This window comes from Janthinobacterium sp. 35, from assembly GCF_002754575.1.
Taxonomy (GTDB): Bacteria; Pseudomonadota; Gammaproteobacteria; order Burkholderiales; family Burkholderiaceae_D; genus Janthinobacterium; species Janthinobacterium tructae.
Window position 1 is genome coordinate 5,340,344 of record NZ_PEFN01000001.1, and the last position, 16,605, is coordinate 5,356,948.

Here is a 16,605-nt window from a genome sequence, read left to right on the forward strand (position 1 = left end):
TGCTCCCATGTCCGCCACGCCAGTCCTGACGCCCCTGAAAAGCGCTTTCCAGCAATCGCGCACCGAGAATAACATCGAGCTGATCCTGCCCGAACTGCTGGCCGCGCAATTGCACGTCGTCATCGGCGGACAAAGCGAGCAGATCGACCTGTTCCTCGTGCCGTCGCCGAACCCGGAGCGCCAGTGCGTGACGGTGGCGGAAGACCCGGCCTTCCTGGCCGGCATCGCGTTTCCCAAGCTTCCCGTCACGGGCGCTCAATTAGTCGCTTCGATTCCGCCCGAGATCGAGATCGTTATCCTGCATGGCGATGGCGCCAACTACCTGACGCGCGAGCAACTGGCGTGGTTCCGCGGCATGCTGGCATCCAACGCTTGAGCGGTAGTCCCGCCAGACCCTGCAAGCCGGTGCGCGCCGAATGGATACGCTTTGCGCCGGCCGACGATGCCAGCTCGCATGCGGCGATGATGGCCAATCTGCGTCCCGTGCTGTGGCGCAGCGTGCTGCTGGGCGGCTGCGCCTTGATCCTCGCCTTTGTCCTGCAAGCCGTCTGGCGTGACGTGTCGTATGCGGGCGAGGCAGTGCTGCTGCTCCTGCCGGCGCTGGTCGCGTGGATCGTCGGCCTGGTCCTGCTGCCGGATCGCAATTTGTCTTTTCATGTCGAGCTCAACGACGCCGGCCTGTTGCTGCGCCGGGTGGCGCGGCGCCTGCCTGGCCATGAGAGGGAGCTGCAACTGGCGCCGCAGCAGATACGCGCGCTGGAGGTGGTCAGCTACGCGGGCCCGGTGGATGTCTACCGCGGCGGGCCACCGATGGCACGCCTGGAGCTGCTGCTGCACACGACCCTCAAGGACTGCCCGCTGATCCGCGTGGTGGGCATGGATTTGCCCGTGCCGCAGCGCTGGTCGTTGCGCCAGGTCAAGGACGAGCTGAGCCGCCGCTGTACGCTGGCCGGTATCCGCGTGGCCGTGCGGGCCGGTCCCTCCTATCAGTCATCTTCCGCGATACGCGCGCAGTGGCCGCCCGCCTGAGCGGCGGGCCGCTGTCGCATCAGCGCTGCAGAATATTGCCTTTCTGGTCATGATATTGTTGAAGACCTATGAATATGTTCGCAAAGCAACTATACTCATGGCTCTTTAGAAAAATCATCGTCACGCTGGCGGCCAGCTATCCGCGCCAGAGTTCGTACGTATTTCGCTTGTTCTCTCTGAACGGGCACCTTTCCCCCGCGCGGCAGGCGCGGGCGTGATGACCGAGCCTTGCCCTGGTCGATTGCTGCCGTTGTCATTTTCGCTGTGTTGCCGCTTTACTAAAAGGCCTGGCGCCGGCGCGCGGTGCGCTGTCATGTTTTGCGACGTCACGTTTCACTCTATGTAGTTCACGACAGTATGCTGAGTTCCATCTTTGCCTTTTCGACCGATACCGTGCCGTATATCTACGGCACGCATGATGCCTGGCTGGTGCTGTTTTCCATCGGCATCGCCATCTTTGCCTCGTTCATGGCCCTGCAGATCGCTGGCATGGCGCGCAGCAGTGAGCGCGGCTTCCAGCGCCAGACGGCCATCATCACGGGCGCCATCGCGCTCGGTGGCGGCATCTGGTCGATGCACTTCATCGGCATGCTGGCTTTCGACATCTGCACGCGCGTGTCCTTCGAGCCGGGTCTGACCCTGCTGTCGATGCTGCCTGGCGTGGCCGCGTCATGGGTGGCGCTGAACCTGCTGGCGCGTCCGCGCATCAGCTGGCGCCAGTTGGTGGTGGGCGGCGTGCTGGTGGGCGTGGGCATCGGCTCGATGCATTACAGCGGCATGGCCGCCATGCAAACGTCGCTGACCCTGCACTACGAGCCGTGGCTGTTTGCGCTGTCGCTGCTGGTGGCCGTCACCATGGCCATGCTGGCGCTGTGGATACGCTTCGGCCTGAGCGCCATGTGCCAGCGCCTCAGTGCGCTGACGGCGCTGCTGGTCAGCAGTGTCGTCATGGGCCTGGCCATTTCCGGCATGCATTACACGGGCATGCTGGCGGCGCGCTTTTCCGGCACGCCCACGGCAGGCGAGAACACGATTGTGGTGCAAGCCTCGTTCGTGGCCCTGGCCGTGGCCCTGATCACCGTCACCCTGACCGTCTTCGTGGTCGCCGCGAACGGCTTGCTGCGCTACCGCCAGTTGCTGCGCCATGCCAGCGCCGGCGAGTCGCGCCTGCGCGCCATCGTCGACACGGCCGCCGATGGCCTGATCACCATCGATGGCCAGGGCAAGGTGCGTTCCTTCAATCCCGCCGCAGAAAGCCTGTTTGGCTGGTCCGAAGCACAGATCGTGGGGCGCGACGCCAGCGTACTGCTGCAAGCAGCCGATGCGGCCGCGTACGAAGGCTATTTGCGCGACTACCTGGAAACGGGCGCCTCGCGCATCCTCGACAGCGGACGCGAACTCGATGGCCGCCACAAGGATGGCGCCGTGCTGCCCATGCGCGTGGCCATCGGCAAGATCGACACGCCGGGCCAGCCCCTGTTCGTGGCGTTTGTCACGGACATGCGCTCGTCGCGCAGCATGGAGCAGGCGCTGAAGGACAGCGAGCGCCAGTACCGCACCCTGATCCGCAATATCCCCGGCGTGTCCTTCCACTGCAGCTTCGCGCCCGAATGGAAGATGATCTTCATCAGCGATGCCGTCTTCAACCTGACAGGCTGGATGCCGCAGGACTTCATCGAAGGGCGGGTCAGGCTGTTCGAGCTTGTGCATCCGGACGACCGCCAGCGCGTTAACGACACCTGCGTGCAGGCGGCCAATGAAAAGCGCGATTTCGAGAACGTCTACCGCCTGATCCACCGCGACGGGCGCGAGCGCTGGGTGCGTGAAAGCAGCGGCCCCGTGCTCGACAACGACGGCGTGGTGCGCTGGATCGACGGCGTCATCCTCGACATCACGGAAAGCGAATTGCGCAACGCCGAATACGAAGGCAAGGTGACGGCCATCTCGCGCGCGACGGCCGTCATCGAGTTCGACCTGCAGGGACGCATCCTGGAAGCCAACCAGAACTTCCTCGACCTGGTCGGCTACCAGCTCGATGACGTGCTGGGTCTGCACCACAGCATCTTCTGCGAACCGGCGTACGTCACTTCGCCCGACTACATCGCGTTCTGGCAGCAGCTGGCGCAGGGCGAATTCAATACGGGCGAGTACAAGCGCATCGACAAGGATGGCCGGGAAGTGTGGATACAGGCTTCGTACAACCCGATCTTCAACGCGGATGGCAAGCCGTTCAAGGTGGTCAAGCTGGCCACCGACGTGAGCGAGCGGCGCGCCATGCAGGAAAACCTGCGCGCGGCAAAAGACCGCGCCGAGCTGGCCGCCGAATCGAAAACCAGCTTCCTGGCCAACATGAGTCATGAAATCCGCACGCCGATGAATGCCATCATCGGCTTTACGGAAGTGCTGCTGGGGACCGCCCTGGACAGCCTGCAGCGCCGCCACCTGGGCACGGTGCGCCAGTCGGCCCGTTCGCTGCTCGAGCTGCTCAATGACATCCTCGACACGGCCAAGCTGGAAAAAGGCGCCACCGAGCTGGAACTGGTGGACTTTTCGCTGCCGGACCTGGTCGACCATGTGGCGGCATCCCTGCGCATCACGGCGCAGGCGCGTGACCTGGTGCTGCATGTGGACATCGATCCGGGCATGGGCCAGTTTTTCCTGGGCGACGCGCGCCGGCTGCAGCAGGTGCTGACGAATTTGATCGGCAACGCCGTCAAGTTCACGGAAGTGGGCCATGTGCGCGTGGCCGTCGCCATGCAGGGCGAGCAGGTGCATATCGCCGTGCACGACACGGGCATCGGCATCCCCGCCGACCGCCTGGACAAAATCTTCGCCCCGTTTACGCAAGCCGATTCTTCCATGAGCCGCCGCTTTGGCGGCACGGGCCTGGGCACGACGATTTCGCTGCAGCTGGTCGAACTGATGGGGGGCAGCATCACCGTGGAAAGCACCCTGGGCGTGGGCAGCGTGTTCCATGTATTGCTGCCGCTGGCGCCGGGCAAGGCCGTGGCGCGCCGCAGCGAACAGCCCGTGGTGGCCTTGCCGCCGCTGCGCATCCTGGTGGCCGACGACGTGCCGCAGAACGTGGAGCTGCTGCAGATCAGTTTGGGCGCGGCCGGCCACCAGGTGATCGCCGCCAGCGATGGCGAGAGCGCCGTGCGCGAGTTCAGCCGTGGCAGCTTCGACATCGTCCTGATGGACGTGCAGATGCCGCGCATGGATGGCCTGGAAGCGACACGCCTGATCCGCGTGTACGAGCGCGAACAGGGCCTGAAGGCGACGCCCATCATCGCCCTGACGGCCAGCGTGCTGGAACAGGACCGGCGCGCCGCACAGACGGCGGGCATGAACGGTTTTGCCTCGAAGCCGCTGGAAATGCACAAGCTGACGGCGGAAATCGCCCGCCTGCTCGATATCGCCGTGGCCATGCCGCCGTCGGCGGCCGGCTCGGCGGCGCGTGCCGCCGCAGGCCAGGTGGACTGGCAGCGCGGCATCGCCCTGTGGGGCGGCCGCGAGACCTTGCAGCGGGCCATCGCGCGTTTCGTGCAGGCCAATGGCGATTGCGCCGCCATGCTGGCGGCGGAACTGGAGCGTGGCGATGGCAGCGTGGCGGGCCACCTGCTGCACCGTATCAAGGGCGCGGCGGGCAACCTGTGCCTGGTGCAGGTCGAAAGCCTGCTGGGACGCATCGAGCAAGCGATCGCGCGCCAGTTGCCGGCCACCGAATTGCTGGTACAGCTGGCGGCCGCCTTCATGGCGCTGGCCGGCGAACTGGAGCTGGACGCCGGGGCGCCTTTGGCGCCGCTCGATGCTGCGCCGGCTGTCAGCGCGCCGCTCGATGCATCCGTCGCCGGTGCCTTGCTGCGGCAAGCCATCGCCAGCCTGGAAGGCGGACAGCTGGACGACGCCCTGATGGCGCAGATCGCCGCCATGCTGGCGCCGCACGGCCAGCAGCAGCGCCTGCATGCGCTGGCCAGCGCCATCGACGATTTTGAATTTGCGCGCGCCGCAGACGTGCTGCGCCAGCTGCTGGCGTGGCTCGATGCACCAACGCCTGCCGACCTTTCCTGATATTGGGCTAACGATGACCTTACACGAAGACAAACCGATCCTGCTGCTGGTGGACGACGAAGCGACGAATCTGCAGGTACTGCGGCAAATTTTGCAGGATGATTACCGCCTGCTGTATGCGAAGGATGGCGAGAAGGCGCTGGAACTGGCGCAGAACAATCCCGTCGAACTGATCCTGCTCGACATCATGATGCCCGCCATGACGGGTTACGAAGTGTGCCGCCAGCTCAAAGCCATGCCGGCCACCGCGTCCATCCCCGTCATTTTTGTGACGGCCCTGTGCGACGTGAAGGACGAGGCAGACGGCTTTGAGGCCGGCGCCGTCGACTACATCACCAAGCCCGTCAGCCCGTCCATCGTGCGCGCCCGCGTGCGCACGCATCTGTCGCTGGTCGATGCCGAGGAACTGCGCCGCTCGCGCCTGCAGGTGATCCAGACCCTGGGCCAGGCGGCCGAATACAAGGACAACGAGACGGGCATGCACGTCATCCGCATGAGCTATTACGCGCGCCAGCTGGCGCTGGCTGCCGGCTACAGCGCGGCCAGGGCGGAAGACTTATTGAATGCGGCGCCCATGCACGACGTGGGCAAGATCGGCATCCCCGACGCCATCTTGCAAAAGCCGGGCAAGCTCGATGCGGACGAATGGAGCGTCATGCGCCGCCATGCGGAAATCGGCGCGGCCATCATCGGCGAGCATGCGGGTGGCCTGCTGAAAATGGCGCGCATCATCGCCCTGACGCACCACGAGAAATGGGATGGCAGCGGCTATCCGCAAGGCTTGCAAGGCGAAGAAATCCCCCACGAAGGCCGCATCGTCGCCATCGCCGACGTCTTCGACGCGCTCACCAGCGAGCGCCCTTACAAGCGCGCCTGGACGGTCGAAGAAGCCATCGCCACCATGCAGCGCGACAGCGGCACGCACTTCGACCCGACCCTGCTGGCGCTGTTCATCGAACAGCTGCCAGCTATGCTGGAGATCAAGGACAAGTGGCGCGAGCCGGTGTAGGGCGTCTCAGGTCAGGGCGGGTCCACGCGCAGGTGATCGGCCAGCAAGCGCGCATAGGCTTCAGTGTTGCCGAATTGTACGTGTGAGCATGCCATGCTGGTTCCCAGCGCTGCCATATGGCGCGAGGATATCGCATAGGCCAGTTTGCCGGGTTGCCGGCGCGACGGGTACATGAAGCCGTGAATCGGACTATGTTCCTGCGCGATAATCTGGTCCAGCTGCCAGCCCAGCCATTGGCACCAGCCGTGATCGGGGCTGTGCAATTGATCGTAAATACCCAGCCGGCTGGCGGCCAGCCCTGTCAGGTCGAGCAAGTTCAGAGGGGCGGCGAATGACAAGGTTGCGATCAGCGCTCGTTGCGCGCCATGCGCAATATAAAAGGTGCCCGGGCGCGTGACGTCGTTTTGGCAAAGCTGGGCTTCCCAGGCAGCCGTGCAGGTATCGTCCGCAATATATACCCAGTGATAGGGGAAACCATTTGAGTCGGCCAGCGCGGCGGGCGGGCCGAAGCGGTACGTGCGTTCAACCTTCGCCGGCCAGATGGACGCCTCGTTCCACGCCGCGCGCACCAGGGACTGGTCTGCTTGATGGGTGACAAGATTGCGCAATAATTCAGCACGCAGCAAGGCCAATGCCGGCAGGCGCGCAGCCATTTCTGGCGGGATAGGTGTTTCTTCCAGTTCAGGCGTCATGCCGGACTAGCCTACGATGTCAGTCATCCCCCTATGCTGCCACTTCGCCGCCGCCAGCACCTTGCGCAATCTCTCGCTGGCGGGCAAAGCCAGCAGCGCCTGCTGGCTGGGGTGGATCTCGGCGCGCGTTTTGAACGATTTGCCTGCAAGCATCTCTGCCGGCGACAGTTCGTTAAATTCATCGGCACGGCTGACCCAGAAGGCATGGATTTCACTAGTCGGCTGGTCGGCAAGAATGGCGAGCACCGGCGCAATCAGTTCCGGCACCGGCTGGACAAATTGCCAGGCTGGAAACTCCTTGCCGATGCTGCGCCCCTTGGGCGTCACGCAATAAAACCGCTTGCTTTCCACTGCGCGATACAGGGACGCCTGCGACAGTTCAACCCATCCTTGTCCAATGACATCGGATACCTTGAGTTTTGACACGGGAAGCTGGAGCGGACTGCTTGACGGCGCGGCGCCCAGTGAGGCGCGCGCCTGATGGAGTGCGCGCGTGGCCACGTCGATCAGGCGCTGGCGCTCGGGCCCTTGCGCCAGTATGTCGAGCTGTGCGGTCACGAGCTGCGAGAATTGTTCTACCACCCGCAGGTCGCTATCGGTTAATGCCTGACGGTCGGGCGCCAGAGTATCGTGATGCAGATGCGCTGTCATGATGATTCCTTTACAGGGGCGTGGTAAAGAACAGCATATACAAGATTCTCACATTTCGCAACTTTATCATGCGGCGCAACTTTCTTATCCAGTGTTAAGCCATGCGGGGAGCATGCCAAGTGCCTTAAGGCAAAGTGTCCGCCAGCCGCAAAATCCGCCGTATCTCCAGAATCGCCTGCGGGCTTTCCTGCACGCTGTGCCACGACGGGATGACTTTTTCCGACAAGGCGCCGTCGAGGTGGGCGCTGGCGTAGGGCACCACGCCGTCGCTCGATTCCGCCAGCGGCAGCTCCGGCGTGTCGTTGCCCATGATGGAGTAGTAGCGCACTTTCGGGCTGATGGGCAGGTCTGCCACCAGGCGCACGAACGGGTCCTTGTCGCTGAGGTTATCGATGCTGTTGGGGATGCGCAGCGGCTCGCTGCTGCCCGTGTCGAGCTGCGCCAGGCTGCCGGCGGCGTCCGTCAGCTGCTCGAGCATATTGATGGGCAGGGTGACGAGGTTGGCGATCCAGCGCGCCACCTTGTGGTTGGCGAACGAGGTGCCGCGATGCGGCGCGGCGATGAAAATGGCGCGGTTCACTTGCGGCATGGCCGTGAAATTGAGGTAGGGCGCCAGTCCGGCGCGCACTTTTTCCGCCTTCTTGCCCTTCAAATGGTATTCTTCCGTGATGGCGTCGAGCAGGGTGTTGCTGGCGTCCGAGACCATCAGGCGCGCCAGCACGCCGCCCATGCTGTGGCCGATCAAGACCATGTCGTTCGCTGCATCCGCCCTGGCCGAAGGGTCGAAATGCGCCAGCGTGGCGGCCAGCGCCTGGCGGATGGCCACGTTGTTGGCCGCCAGCGGCGCATTGCTCGGGTAGTACACCTGCCAGATCTGGTAGCGCCGGCGCAGCTGCTCGTCGCCCATCAGTTCATTCGCCACGTTGATCCACGCTTCCGGACTGCTGGCCAGGCCGTGCAGCATGACGATGGTGCGCTTGTTCGGGTCATAGGGCTGCATCAGGTGCACCTGCGGGCGCGAAATGCCGTCGGCGCGGCCGAACAGGGTGCGCAGCGCCTGCACGCCGAAACCGGAACGGGCCAGCCACAGGCCATAGCCGGCCGTGAAGTTGGCCGCCACGGGCAATTCCTGGCCCGCCATGCGCGTCGAGTCGCTGCGCGTCGGGTCGACCAGCATCACCATCAACTGCTGCGTGGCCAGCACTTCCTGCAGGCTGTTGCCGTCGAAGCGGATCAGCGCCGTGACGACGGGGAAACGCGTCTCCTGGTAGGGCACATACTCGCCTTGCGATGCGCCTGGCCTGGGCATGACGGCGACCAGGTCGGCGCCGAAGCCGTCGCGCCGGTACACATTGCGCAGGCCGGAAAACGACAGCGAGGTGGCCGGCAGCAGTTCTTCGGGCAGGGTGCCGTCTTCGGGCAGGCGCAGGGCCGACAATTCGCTGTCGATCTGCCAGCCGGCGACGCGGATCACATGGCCGTCCGGGCGGTATTCGCCACGGTGGCGGAACAGGTTGCCGACGGCCTTTTGCACGGCATAGTTATAGTAGTCGCGGATTTGCGTCTGGCGCTCCTCGAAGGCGCGCTGGCCCGGCGTGCGCGTCGTGTAGAACAGGTAGGCGTAGGCGTAGCGGGCCGATTCGAGCCAGGCGGCCAGCAATTCGGCGCTGGCATGGCCACCCTGTTTTTCTTCGGCCAGGGCGCTTTCCAGCCACAATTCGGACAGCGTCGCCAGGCGCTGCTCGTCGCTGAGCAGCTCGGAGCGGGCCAGGTCGGCGCGGCAGCTGCCCGTATTGCTTTCGCAGGCGGCGATGTCGCTGCCGATGATGCGCAGCACTTCGCTGGCCGCGGCGCTGAGTTTGCCCGTGGTGAGGATGTCGCCGCGCCGCTGCTGCAGGTAGTCGGCCGGGGAGATCGCGCTGACGGTGACGGCGGCGCAGCCGCTCAGCAGCGCCGCCGCGCACAGCAGGGCGCCCAGGCGCAGTCGCCGCATCAGCGTGGCCGGCATCTCAGAACGAATAGACCAGGGTCAGCGACGTCTGCGTATCGGTGTTCTTCTTGTCGTCCGGTACGCGCGTGTCGTTGCGGGCGCTGAAGGCGGCTTTCATCTGCATGGTGCCGTTGATTTTCGTGCTGAGGGACGTTTCGGCGATGGAGTGGGTGTTCGAGGTGCCGCGTTCGACGCTGAGCGTCTGTGAAAACATCGCCGACTGGCTGATCTTCCACTTCATGGCAGCCGCGCCGCGCACCGTCAGGCCGTGCTCCGATTCGCCCGTGTCGTTGGTGCCGCTGAAATAGCCAGGACCGAATTCCACGTCGACGCTCTTGTCGCTCGACTGGTACCAGCGCGAGCCATGACCGACGGCCAGGGTCGAGTACTTGGTATAGGCGCCAAACTTGTCGTTCACGTGCGAGGCCAGCACGAACAGTTTTTCATGGTCGGCCATCAGCTTGTAGGCGGCCTTGGCGGAAGCGGAAAAGCGTTCGGCCGAGCGCTCGCGCACTTTCTCCCCGTCGTCGTTCGTCGTTTCATCTTCCTTGAAGTAGCCGCTGAAGATGTACTGGTTGCTCCAGTCATCGAGTTCCTGGCGCGCGTCGATCTTGCCCGTCACCGAGGTGCCGACCGTATTGCCCGAGGTGGTGATTGCGCCCAGTTCGGCGGAGGTGCTCCAGCTGCCGATGGGAATTTCATCGAACAGCATGGTTTGTTTTACGTCTGCGGCGGCGGCGCTGCCGCAGGTGATGGCCATGGCCAGCGCCAGTGCGAGAGAGTGGGTCGATTTCATGGCTGTATTTGTCTGTGGCGCGCGCCGGGCGTGCCTGCTGTTCGTTAGTGGCGGTGGTGTCGATGCAGGCCGCAGCAATCGGGGCGGCGCCGATAAAAACATGCGTACGTGCGCGCGCGGGCGCGGCCAAACATTGTCGAGGCCGTATTGTACCCGACCCCGTCATCGTTTGCCGCACGCGACGGGGCTGGCAAGTGGCGCGCGCCTGGCGTATGCTGCGCCTGTTTGCTGCCTGATCTTTACAAGGAATCTCCCGTGCGCTGCCTGGTCATCGAAGACGAAGCCGAAACTTCCCGCTATATCTGTGCCGGCCTGCGCGAGGCGGGCCACGACGTCACCGCCTGCGACAATGGCATCGACGGCATGCGCCTGGCCTGCGGCGAAGACTGGGATGCGCTGGTGCTCGACCGCCTGCTGCCCGGCGAAATCGACGGCCTGGCCATCGTCGCGCGCCTGCGCGGCATGGGCCGCAACACGCCCGTGCTGGTGCTGTCGGCCCTGTCCAGCGTCGACGAGCGCGTGCGCGGCTTGCGCAGCGGCGGCGACGATTACCTGTCAAAGCCGTTCGCCATCGCCGAACTGCTGGCGCGCATCGAGGCGCTGCTGCGGCGCGCCGCGCCCGTGCCAGAATCGACGCAGCTGCAGGTGGCCGACCTGGTGCTCGACATGCGCACCATGCGCGTGACGCGCGCCAACCGGCACATCGCCCTGCAACCGCGCGAATTTCGCCTGCTGGAATACCTGATGCGCCACCAGGGCCAGTCCGTCACGCGCGCCATGCTGCTCGAAGCCGTGTGGGACTACCATTTCGACCCGCAGACGAACGTCATCGATGTGCAGGTGAGCCGCTTGCGCACCAAGGTGGACAAGGAATTTTCGCCGCCGCTGATCCACACGGTGCGCGGCGTCGGCTACACCCTGGGCGTGCTCGATGGTGCGTAACTGGCACCGCTCCATTGCCGCCCGCCTGGCGCTCGGCTATGGCGTGCTGGTGGTCGTGTCGATCAGCATCGTCTGCGCCGTCTTCTATTTCGGCACCATCGGCGTGCTCGATCGCAGCGTGGACCGCAAGCTGACCCTGCTCTCGGAGCGTCTCGCCGCGCTGTACCAGCAGGCGGGCAGCAGCCACACGACGGCGGAAATCGCCCATCTGCTCACCGACCGCACCGACAGCGACACGGAGATTTTTTTACTGGTGGACGCCGATGGGCGCCGTGTGGCGGGCAATCTGTCATCCTGGCCCGACACGGCCAGTCCCGTGGGCCGCTTGCTGCACCGCGACGTCACGCGCGAAGGGCGCAGGGTGCCCGCGCGCATGCTGATCCGCGAGCTGGCGGGCGGCGCGCGCCTGTTCGTCGGACGCGACATGGAAGAGGGCAAGTCGATCCGCACGCTGGTGCTGCGCTCGCTGGCCTATGGCGGCGGGGTGGCCATCTTGCTGGTGGTGGCGGGCGCCTGGCTGTTCCGCCGCCAGCTTGAGGCGCGCATCGGGCAAATCCGCCGCACGGCGGGGGAAATCGAGGCAGGCGACCTGAGCCGGCGCATTCCCGTCGCCAGCGAAGATGAATTCGGCTTGCTGAGCCGCGACATCAACCGCATGCTCGACCGCATCGAACACCTGATGGAAGGCGTGCGCCACGTCTCGAACGCCATTGCGCACGACTTGCGCACGCCGCTGGGCCGCATCCGCAACAAGCTCGATGGCGCCTTGCGCCAGCAGCAGAGCGTGGCCGGCTACGCGAGTGCGGCGCAGGCGGCCATCGACGATATCGACGACCTGACGCGCGTGTTCGACAAGCTGCTGCAGATCGCGGCGGCCGAATCGGGCATGCGTCCCGAGAATTTCGACGACATCGACCTGCAGCGGATCGGCACCGACATCGTGGAAATGTACGAGGCCACGGCCGACGAGCAGGGCGTGCTGCTGGTGCAGATGGTTGGCGACAGCGTGCCGGCGCGCGGCGACCGTAACCTGCTGGGCAGCGCGCTGGCCAGCCTGGTCGACAACGCCATCAAATATGCGGGTCCGGGCGCCACGGTGGAAGTGTCGGCCGGCAGCGATGAGCAGGGCAGCTGGCTGGCCGTGCGCGACAACGGCCCGGGCGTGCCCAGGGACGAGCTGCCGAAGCTGACGCAGCGTTTTTACCGGCTCGACAAGAGCCGCCATTTGCCCGGCAATGGCCTGGGCCTGTCCATCGTGGCGGCCATCGCGGCCCTGCATGGCGGCAGCCTGGAGATCGAGGATGCGGCGCCGGGCTTGCGCTTGCGCCTGCGCCTGCTGCGCTAGCGCGGCTAAACTGTACATTACAAACTGGTAAGCCCCTTCGTTGCACCCGACGGCATTTTTTGACCTGCGCGGCTTTTTTGCCGCGCGGCCCGGCGCAAGCGGCGCGATCGGCGTATACTTATCGGCGTTCTCAACCTGAAGCCAGTCACCCCATGCCAGCACACTACCCAACTTCGCGCATGCGCCGCCTGCGCGCGACCCCGCAACTGCGCGAGCTGTTCCGCGAGACCGAGATCAATCCGCGCGACCTGGTCCTGCCGATCTTCGTCGATGAGGGTTCCAGCGATTTCATCGACATCAAGTCCATGCCTGGCGTGCGGCGCATTCCCGAAGCGAAGCTGGCGCAGGAAGTCGAACGCTACGCGCGCGCCGGCCTGCGCTCCGTCATGACCTTCGGCATTTCGCACCACAAGGACAGCCACGGCACGGACACCCTGAACCCGGACGGCCTGGTGGCGCGCATGTCGCGCATCATCAAGGACGCCGTGCCGGAAATGGTGGTCATGTCCGACACCTGCTTCTGCGAATACACGGACCACGGCCATTGCGGCATCCTGCATGGCGACACGGTCGACAATGACAGCACGGTGCTGAACCTGGGCAAGCAGGCCGTCATCGCGGCCCAGGCGGGCGCCGACATCATCGCCCCATCGGCGGCGATGGATGGCCAGGTGGCGGCGATCCGCAGCGCGTTAGATGCGGCAGGCTTCCACGACACGCCCGTGATGGCGTATTCGACCAAGTTCGCCTCCGGCCTGTATGGCCCGTTCCGCGACGCGGCCGGCAGCACCCTGAAGGGCGACCGCAAGACGTACCAGATGGACCCGATGAACCGCCGCGAAGCGATCCGCGAGTCGCTGATCGACGAAGCCGAAGGCGCCGACGCGCTGATGGTGAAACCGGCCGGTGCCTACCTGGACATCATCCGCGACCTGCGCGAAGTGACGCGCCTGCCGATCGGCGCCTACCAGGTCAGCGGCGAATACGCGATGATCAAGTTCGCCGCGCAGGCGGGCGCCATCGACGAGCGCCGCGTGGTGCAGGAAACCCTGGGCGCCATCAAGCGCGCGGGCGCGGACATGATTTTTACTTACTTCGCGATGGATGTGCTGAATAATCCGTATTGAGCCTTGTCTCTGGCGCACCGTTCGCGTTCTTTTTTACCCCAAAAGCAAAGTCTGGGGTCGGACCCTCAGGGTCCGACCCCGGGTTCTATGCGGTTGGGTTTATACAGCTTCCCCATGCCCCTGAAAATCTCCCGCATCCTGCACGCCGGCTATGTCTTCGAATGCGAAGGCACGGCCATTGCCTTCGACCCCATCGTCGAAAATCCGTTCAGCCGCAACTGCCACGCGTTTCCTCCCGTGCGCTTCGACCTCGATGCCGTGCGCCGGCTGCGCTGGGATGCCGTCTTCATCTCGCACTTCCACGACGACCACTGCTCGCTCGACAGCCTCGATGTGCTCGACCGCGCCACGCCCATCTACCTGTACTGCGTCTTCGACAAACTGTTCGCGATGATCCGTGCACTGGGTTTTACGTCCGTCGAGCGGCTGCACGTCGACGTGCCCGTGCGCGTGGGCGCCATCGAGGTGATCCCGCGCCGCGCGCTGGACGACGATGTCGACTCGCTGTTCCAGGTGCGCGCCGCCGGCCTGAATGTGCTCAACGTCGTCGATTCCTGGATCGGCCCCGAGACGTTGGCGCAGCTGGCCGCCTTCGCGCCCTGGGATCTGGTGCTGTGGCCATTCCAGACCATGCGCGAGATCGCCGTCATCGCGCCGTCGCAGGCAGTGCGGGGGCCAGTCGAGCTTCCCGACGACTGGATTGCCCAGCTGCGCGCGCTGGCGCCCCGTTACCTCGTGCCCAGCTCTTGCCAGTTCGTGCAGGAAGACTGGTCCTGGTACAACCACGCGATGTTCCCGATTACCTACCGCCGCTTTGCCGCTGAAATCGGCGCTGCGCTACCTGAGACGCACATCTTCCGCCTCGATCCTTCCACGGCCGTGCTGCTCGACGCGCACGGCGTGAGCAGCGCCGAACCCTTGCCCTGGGTGATACCCGTGGGGCCGCAGGATGTGGATTTCGACTACCGCCCCGATGCGCCGCCGCCCGCCACGGCGGACATCGCGCGCCGTTTCGCGTCCTTGAGCGACGCCGATGCGGCGCTGGTGTTCGATTTTTGCCAGGACGGCTTGCTCGAACGCTACCGCGACATGGAGCTGCCCGAAGACAGTTACTTCCAAAGCCCGCGCCTGTGGCGCCTGTCGCTGTATGGCCATGACGGCGCGGCCACGGTCCTGCATTACCGCACGCATGGCGATTTGATCGACCTGGTGCCGGACACGGGCGAGGCGCCGGGCTGGACCACCGAGGTGCCGCTGGCGAAATGCCATGCCGCGCTGGCGCTCGGTGAATCGCTGACCTCGATGTACATGCGCATCAACGATGGACCTTTCGATGCGGCCACGCGGGCCGGACTGGAAGAGGCCGACATCGTCGATGACCCCTTGATCCGCTGCCTGTTCAACGACGCCATCGGCGCCTACCAGGCTGCGCAGCTCAAGCGCTTGCTGGCGCGCTGAAGAAAATGCCGTGACAGGGTAAGATAGGGTTCTCAGATCAAGGAATGAACAACATGACACAAGACAAGGAAACCGCGATCCTGGCCGGTGGCTGCTTTTGGGGCGTGCAAGACTTGCTGCGCCGCTATCCGGGCGTGCTCGCCACGCGCGTGGGCTACAGCGGCGGCGACGTGGCCAACGCCACCTACCGCAACCATGGCACGCATGCGGAAGCGATCGAGATCATCTTCGACCCGAACACCATCAGCTACCGCAAGATCCTGGAATTGTTCTTCCAGATCCACGACCCCAGCACACCGGACCGCCAGGGCAATGACCGCGGCACCAGCTACCGCTCGGCCATCTTTTACACCAGCGACGAGCAAAAAAAGGTGGCCGAAGACACCATCCGCGACGTCGACGCCTCCGGCCTGTGGCTAGGCAAGGTGGTGACCGAAGTGGCGCCGGCCGGCCCGTTCTGGGAAGCGGAAGCGGAGCACCAGGATTATCTGCAGCGCTTGCCGCACGGTTATACCTGCCACTACATCCGGCCGGAATGGGTCTTGCCGCAGCGCGGGCAGTAAGGAAGCAGATATGCGTTACTGGCGCGTTGAGCGGCGGCAGGCGGAAGGGCAGCTGGACTTCGGGCGTACCCTGGAGCTGATGGCCGCCATCGGCCATGCCGACGTGAATGCCGTCGCCGGGGCCATCCTGAAAACGGTCAGCACGGTCGCGCCGATTGCCCAGTGCACGATCTTTGCCTATGAATTCGGCAACCGTCCGCGCACGGTGGCCGTGGCCGATCGGCGCGGCGGGCGTTTCTTGCAAGATATTGCCGACAGCTACGCGCGCCACTATTACGCGCTCGACGGCAACCAGCGCGTGATCGCGCCGGCGCCGGGGCGAAAAATCGATCCCGCCATCGTGCTGCACCAGCAGGCCAGCGATGAGATCGACCATCCCGGCTACCGCGCCGCCTGTTATCAAAAACCGAATGTCTCGGACCGGTTATCGCTGCTGTTGCAGCCGGCCGGCGATATCTGGCTGTCCGTCAATTTCTACCGCGACAGCAGCCAGGGTCAGTTCCAGCCCGGCGAAGTGGCGGGCATCGAAACCCTGTCGCCGCTGTTTGCCCATGCCGTCAAGCATCACTACAGCCTGAACGGCCAGAATACGCAAGGCGTCGCGCCGATGATGCTGGCTCGGTTGCGCCAGCATTGCCCCGCCTTGAGCAAGCGCGAACTGGACGTGCTGCGCTGCGTGCTGGAAGGCCTGACGGCCGTGGAAATTGCCGAAATCATGGGCGTGCAGCCGTCCAGCGTGATCACGTACCAGAAACGCGCCTATAAACGCCTGGGTATTTCCAGCCAGCGCCAGTTGTTCGCCCTGTGCATGGCGCCAGCACCCGTCTAGTCCCTTCGGCGTAGGGATGGCTCCGCCTTCTTGACTGTTTTAGCCGCAAAACGTCCCCAAAATGGGGACAGTCGATGGCATCGCCGTCTGCATACTGTGTTTC

14 protein-coding genes are annotated in these 16,605 nt (G+C 64.8%); 10 read left to right on the forward strand and 4 right to left on the reverse strand.

The annotated features are described in order from the left end of the window. Positions 1-7: 7 nt before the first annotated feature. The 4 genes from CLU93_RS23730 (at position 8) to CLU93_RS23745 (ending at position 6,109) form a co-directional block, all read left to right on the forward strand. Positions 8-376, forward strand: a complete 369-nt coding sequence (locus tag CLU93_RS23730; RefSeq protein WP_099763587.1) for a hypothetical protein — start codon at positions 8-10, stop codon at positions 374-376. Beyond that, positions 373-1,029, forward strand: a complete 657-nt coding sequence (locus tag CLU93_RS23735; RefSeq protein WP_143451797.1) for a hypothetical protein — start codon at positions 373-375, stop codon at positions 1,027-1,029. The genes CLU93_RS23730 and CLU93_RS23735 overlap by 4 nt, the downstream gene beginning before the upstream one ends. A 357-nt stretch (positions 1,030-1,386) precedes the next feature. Further along, the gene (locus CLU93_RS23740) at positions 1,387-5,100 is read left to right on the forward strand and encodes a PAS domain S-box protein (RefSeq protein ID WP_099763589.1); all 3,714 of its coding nucleotides are present in this window, start codon (positions 1,387-1,389) and stop codon (positions 5,098-5,100) included. A gap of 13 nt (positions 5,101-5,113) precedes the next feature. Then, complete coding sequence (locus CLU93_RS23745) at positions 5,114-6,109, forward strand: HD domain-containing phosphohydrolase (RefSeq protein ID WP_099763590.1); 996 nt, start codon at positions 5,114-5,116, stop codon at positions 6,107-6,109. An 11-nt stretch (positions 6,110-6,120) separates the two neighbouring features. Here the strand turns inward: CLU93_RS23745 and CLU93_RS23750 are convergent, their stop codons facing one another. The 4 genes from CLU93_RS23750 to CLU93_RS23765 form a co-directional block, all read right to left on the reverse strand. Next, positions 6,121-6,801 (reverse strand): RES family NAD+ phosphorylase, encoded by a 681-nt coding sequence (locus CLU93_RS23750; RefSeq protein ID WP_143451798.1) that lies wholly within the window; start codon positions 6,799-6,801, stop codon positions 6,121-6,123. Positions 6,802-6,807: 6 nt separating this feature from the next. Then, positions 6,808-7,452, reverse strand: a complete 645-nt coding sequence (locus CLU93_RS28690; protein WP_257225075.1) for a hypothetical protein — start codon at positions 7,450-7,452, stop codon at positions 6,808-6,810. A gap of 124 nt (positions 7,453-7,576) precedes the next feature. Continuing rightward, on the reverse strand, positions 7,577-9,445 hold the full coding sequence (locus CLU93_RS23760; RefSeq protein WP_180287923.1) for an esterase/lipase family protein: 1,869 nt from the start codon (positions 9,443-9,445) through the stop codon (positions 7,577-7,579). Between the two features lie 16 nt (positions 9,446-9,461). Next, on the reverse strand, positions 9,462-10,238 hold the full coding sequence (locus tag CLU93_RS23765) for a DUF481 domain-containing protein (RefSeq protein ID WP_099763593.1): 777 nt from the start codon (positions 10,236-10,238) through the stop codon (positions 9,462-9,464). A 255-nt stretch (positions 10,239-10,493) separates the two neighbouring features. Between CLU93_RS23765 and CLU93_RS23770 the strand changes: the two genes are divergently transcribed. The 6 genes from CLU93_RS23770 (at position 10,494) to CLU93_RS23795 (ending at position 16,502) form a co-directional block, all read left to right on the forward strand. Next, positions 10,494-11,180: a winged helix-turn-helix domain-containing protein gene (locus tag CLU93_RS23770; protein WP_099763594.1), complete on the forward strand. Its 687-nt coding sequence runs from the start codon at positions 10,494-10,496 to the stop codon at positions 11,178-11,180. Continuing rightward, complete coding sequence (locus CLU93_RS23775; RefSeq protein ID WP_099763595.1) at positions 11,170-12,525, forward strand: sensor histidine kinase; 1,356 nt, start codon at positions 11,170-11,172, stop codon at positions 12,523-12,525. Before CLU93_RS23770 ends, CLU93_RS23775 begins: the two co-directional genes overlap by 11 nt. A gap of 152 nt (positions 12,526-12,677) precedes the next feature. Then, positions 12,678-13,652, forward strand: a complete 975-nt coding sequence (hemB, locus tag CLU93_RS23780) for a porphobilinogen synthase (RefSeq protein ID WP_099763596.1) — start codon at positions 12,678-12,680, stop codon at positions 13,650-13,652. Between the two features lie 114 nt (positions 13,653-13,766). Then, a complete protein-coding gene (locus tag CLU93_RS23785) occupies positions 13,767-15,110 on the forward strand; it encodes an MBL fold metallo-hydrolase (RefSeq protein WP_099763597.1) in 1,344 nt (447 codons plus the stop codon). Between the two features lie 53 nt (positions 15,111-15,163). Beyond that, complete coding sequence (gene msrA / locus CLU93_RS23790) at positions 15,164-15,673, forward strand: peptide-methionine (S)-S-oxide reductase MsrA (RefSeq protein ID WP_099763598.1); 510 nt, start codon at positions 15,164-15,166, stop codon at positions 15,671-15,673. Positions 15,674-15,683: 10 nt separating this feature from the next. After that, on the forward strand, positions 15,684-16,502 hold the full coding sequence (locus CLU93_RS23795) for a helix-turn-helix domain-containing protein (RefSeq protein ID WP_099763599.1): 819 nt from the start codon (positions 15,684-15,686) through the stop codon (positions 16,500-16,502). Positions 16,503-16,605 lie beyond the last annotated feature (103 nt).

Excerpts from the sequence above, each read along its gene's own strand:
- hemB (WP_099763596.1), top strand. The coding sequence starts at position 12,678 with ATGCCAGCACACTACCCAACTTCGCGCATGCGCCGCCTGCGCGCGACC.
- CLU93_RS23760 (WP_180287923.1), bottom strand. The coding sequence starts at position 9,445 with ATGCGGCGACTGCGCCTGGGCGCCCTGCTGTGCGCGGCGGCGCTGCTG.
- CLU93_RS23745 (WP_099763590.1), top strand. The coding sequence starts at position 5,114 with ATGACCTTACACGAAGACAAACCGATCCTGCTGCTGGTGGACGACGAA.
- CLU93_RS23740 (WP_099763589.1), top strand. The coding sequence starts at position 1,387 with ATGCTGAGTTCCATCTTTGCCTTTTCGACCGATACCGTGCCGTATATC.
- CLU93_RS23750 (WP_143451798.1), bottom strand. The coding sequence starts at position 6,801 with ATGACGCCTGAACTGGAAGAAACACCTATCCCGCCAGAAATGGCTGCG.
- CLU93_RS23785 (WP_099763597.1), top strand. The coding sequence starts at position 13,767 with ATGCCCCTGAAAATCTCCCGCATCCTGCACGCCGGCTATGTCTTCGAA.
- CLU93_RS28690 (WP_257225075.1), bottom strand. The coding sequence starts at position 7,452 with ATGACAGCGCATCTGCATCACGATACTCTGGCGCCCGACCGTCAGGCA.
- CLU93_RS23775 (WP_099763595.1), top strand. The coding sequence starts at position 11,170 with ATGGTGCGTAACTGGCACCGCTCCATTGCCGCCCGCCTGGCGCTCGGC.
- CLU93_RS23730 (WP_099763587.1), top strand. The coding sequence starts at position 8 with ATGTCCGCCACGCCAGTCCTGACGCCCCTGAAAAGCGCTTTCCAGCAA.
- CLU93_RS23795 (WP_099763599.1), top strand. The coding sequence starts at position 15,684 with ATGCGTTACTGGCGCGTTGAGCGGCGGCAGGCGGAAGGGCAGCTGGAC.
- CLU93_RS23765 (WP_099763593.1), bottom strand. The coding sequence starts at position 10,238 with ATGAAATCGACCCACTCTCTCGCACTGGCGCTGGCCATGGCCATCACC.
- msrA (WP_099763598.1), top strand. The coding sequence starts at position 15,164 with ATGACACAAGACAAGGAAACCGCGATCCTGGCCGGTGGCTGCTTTTGG.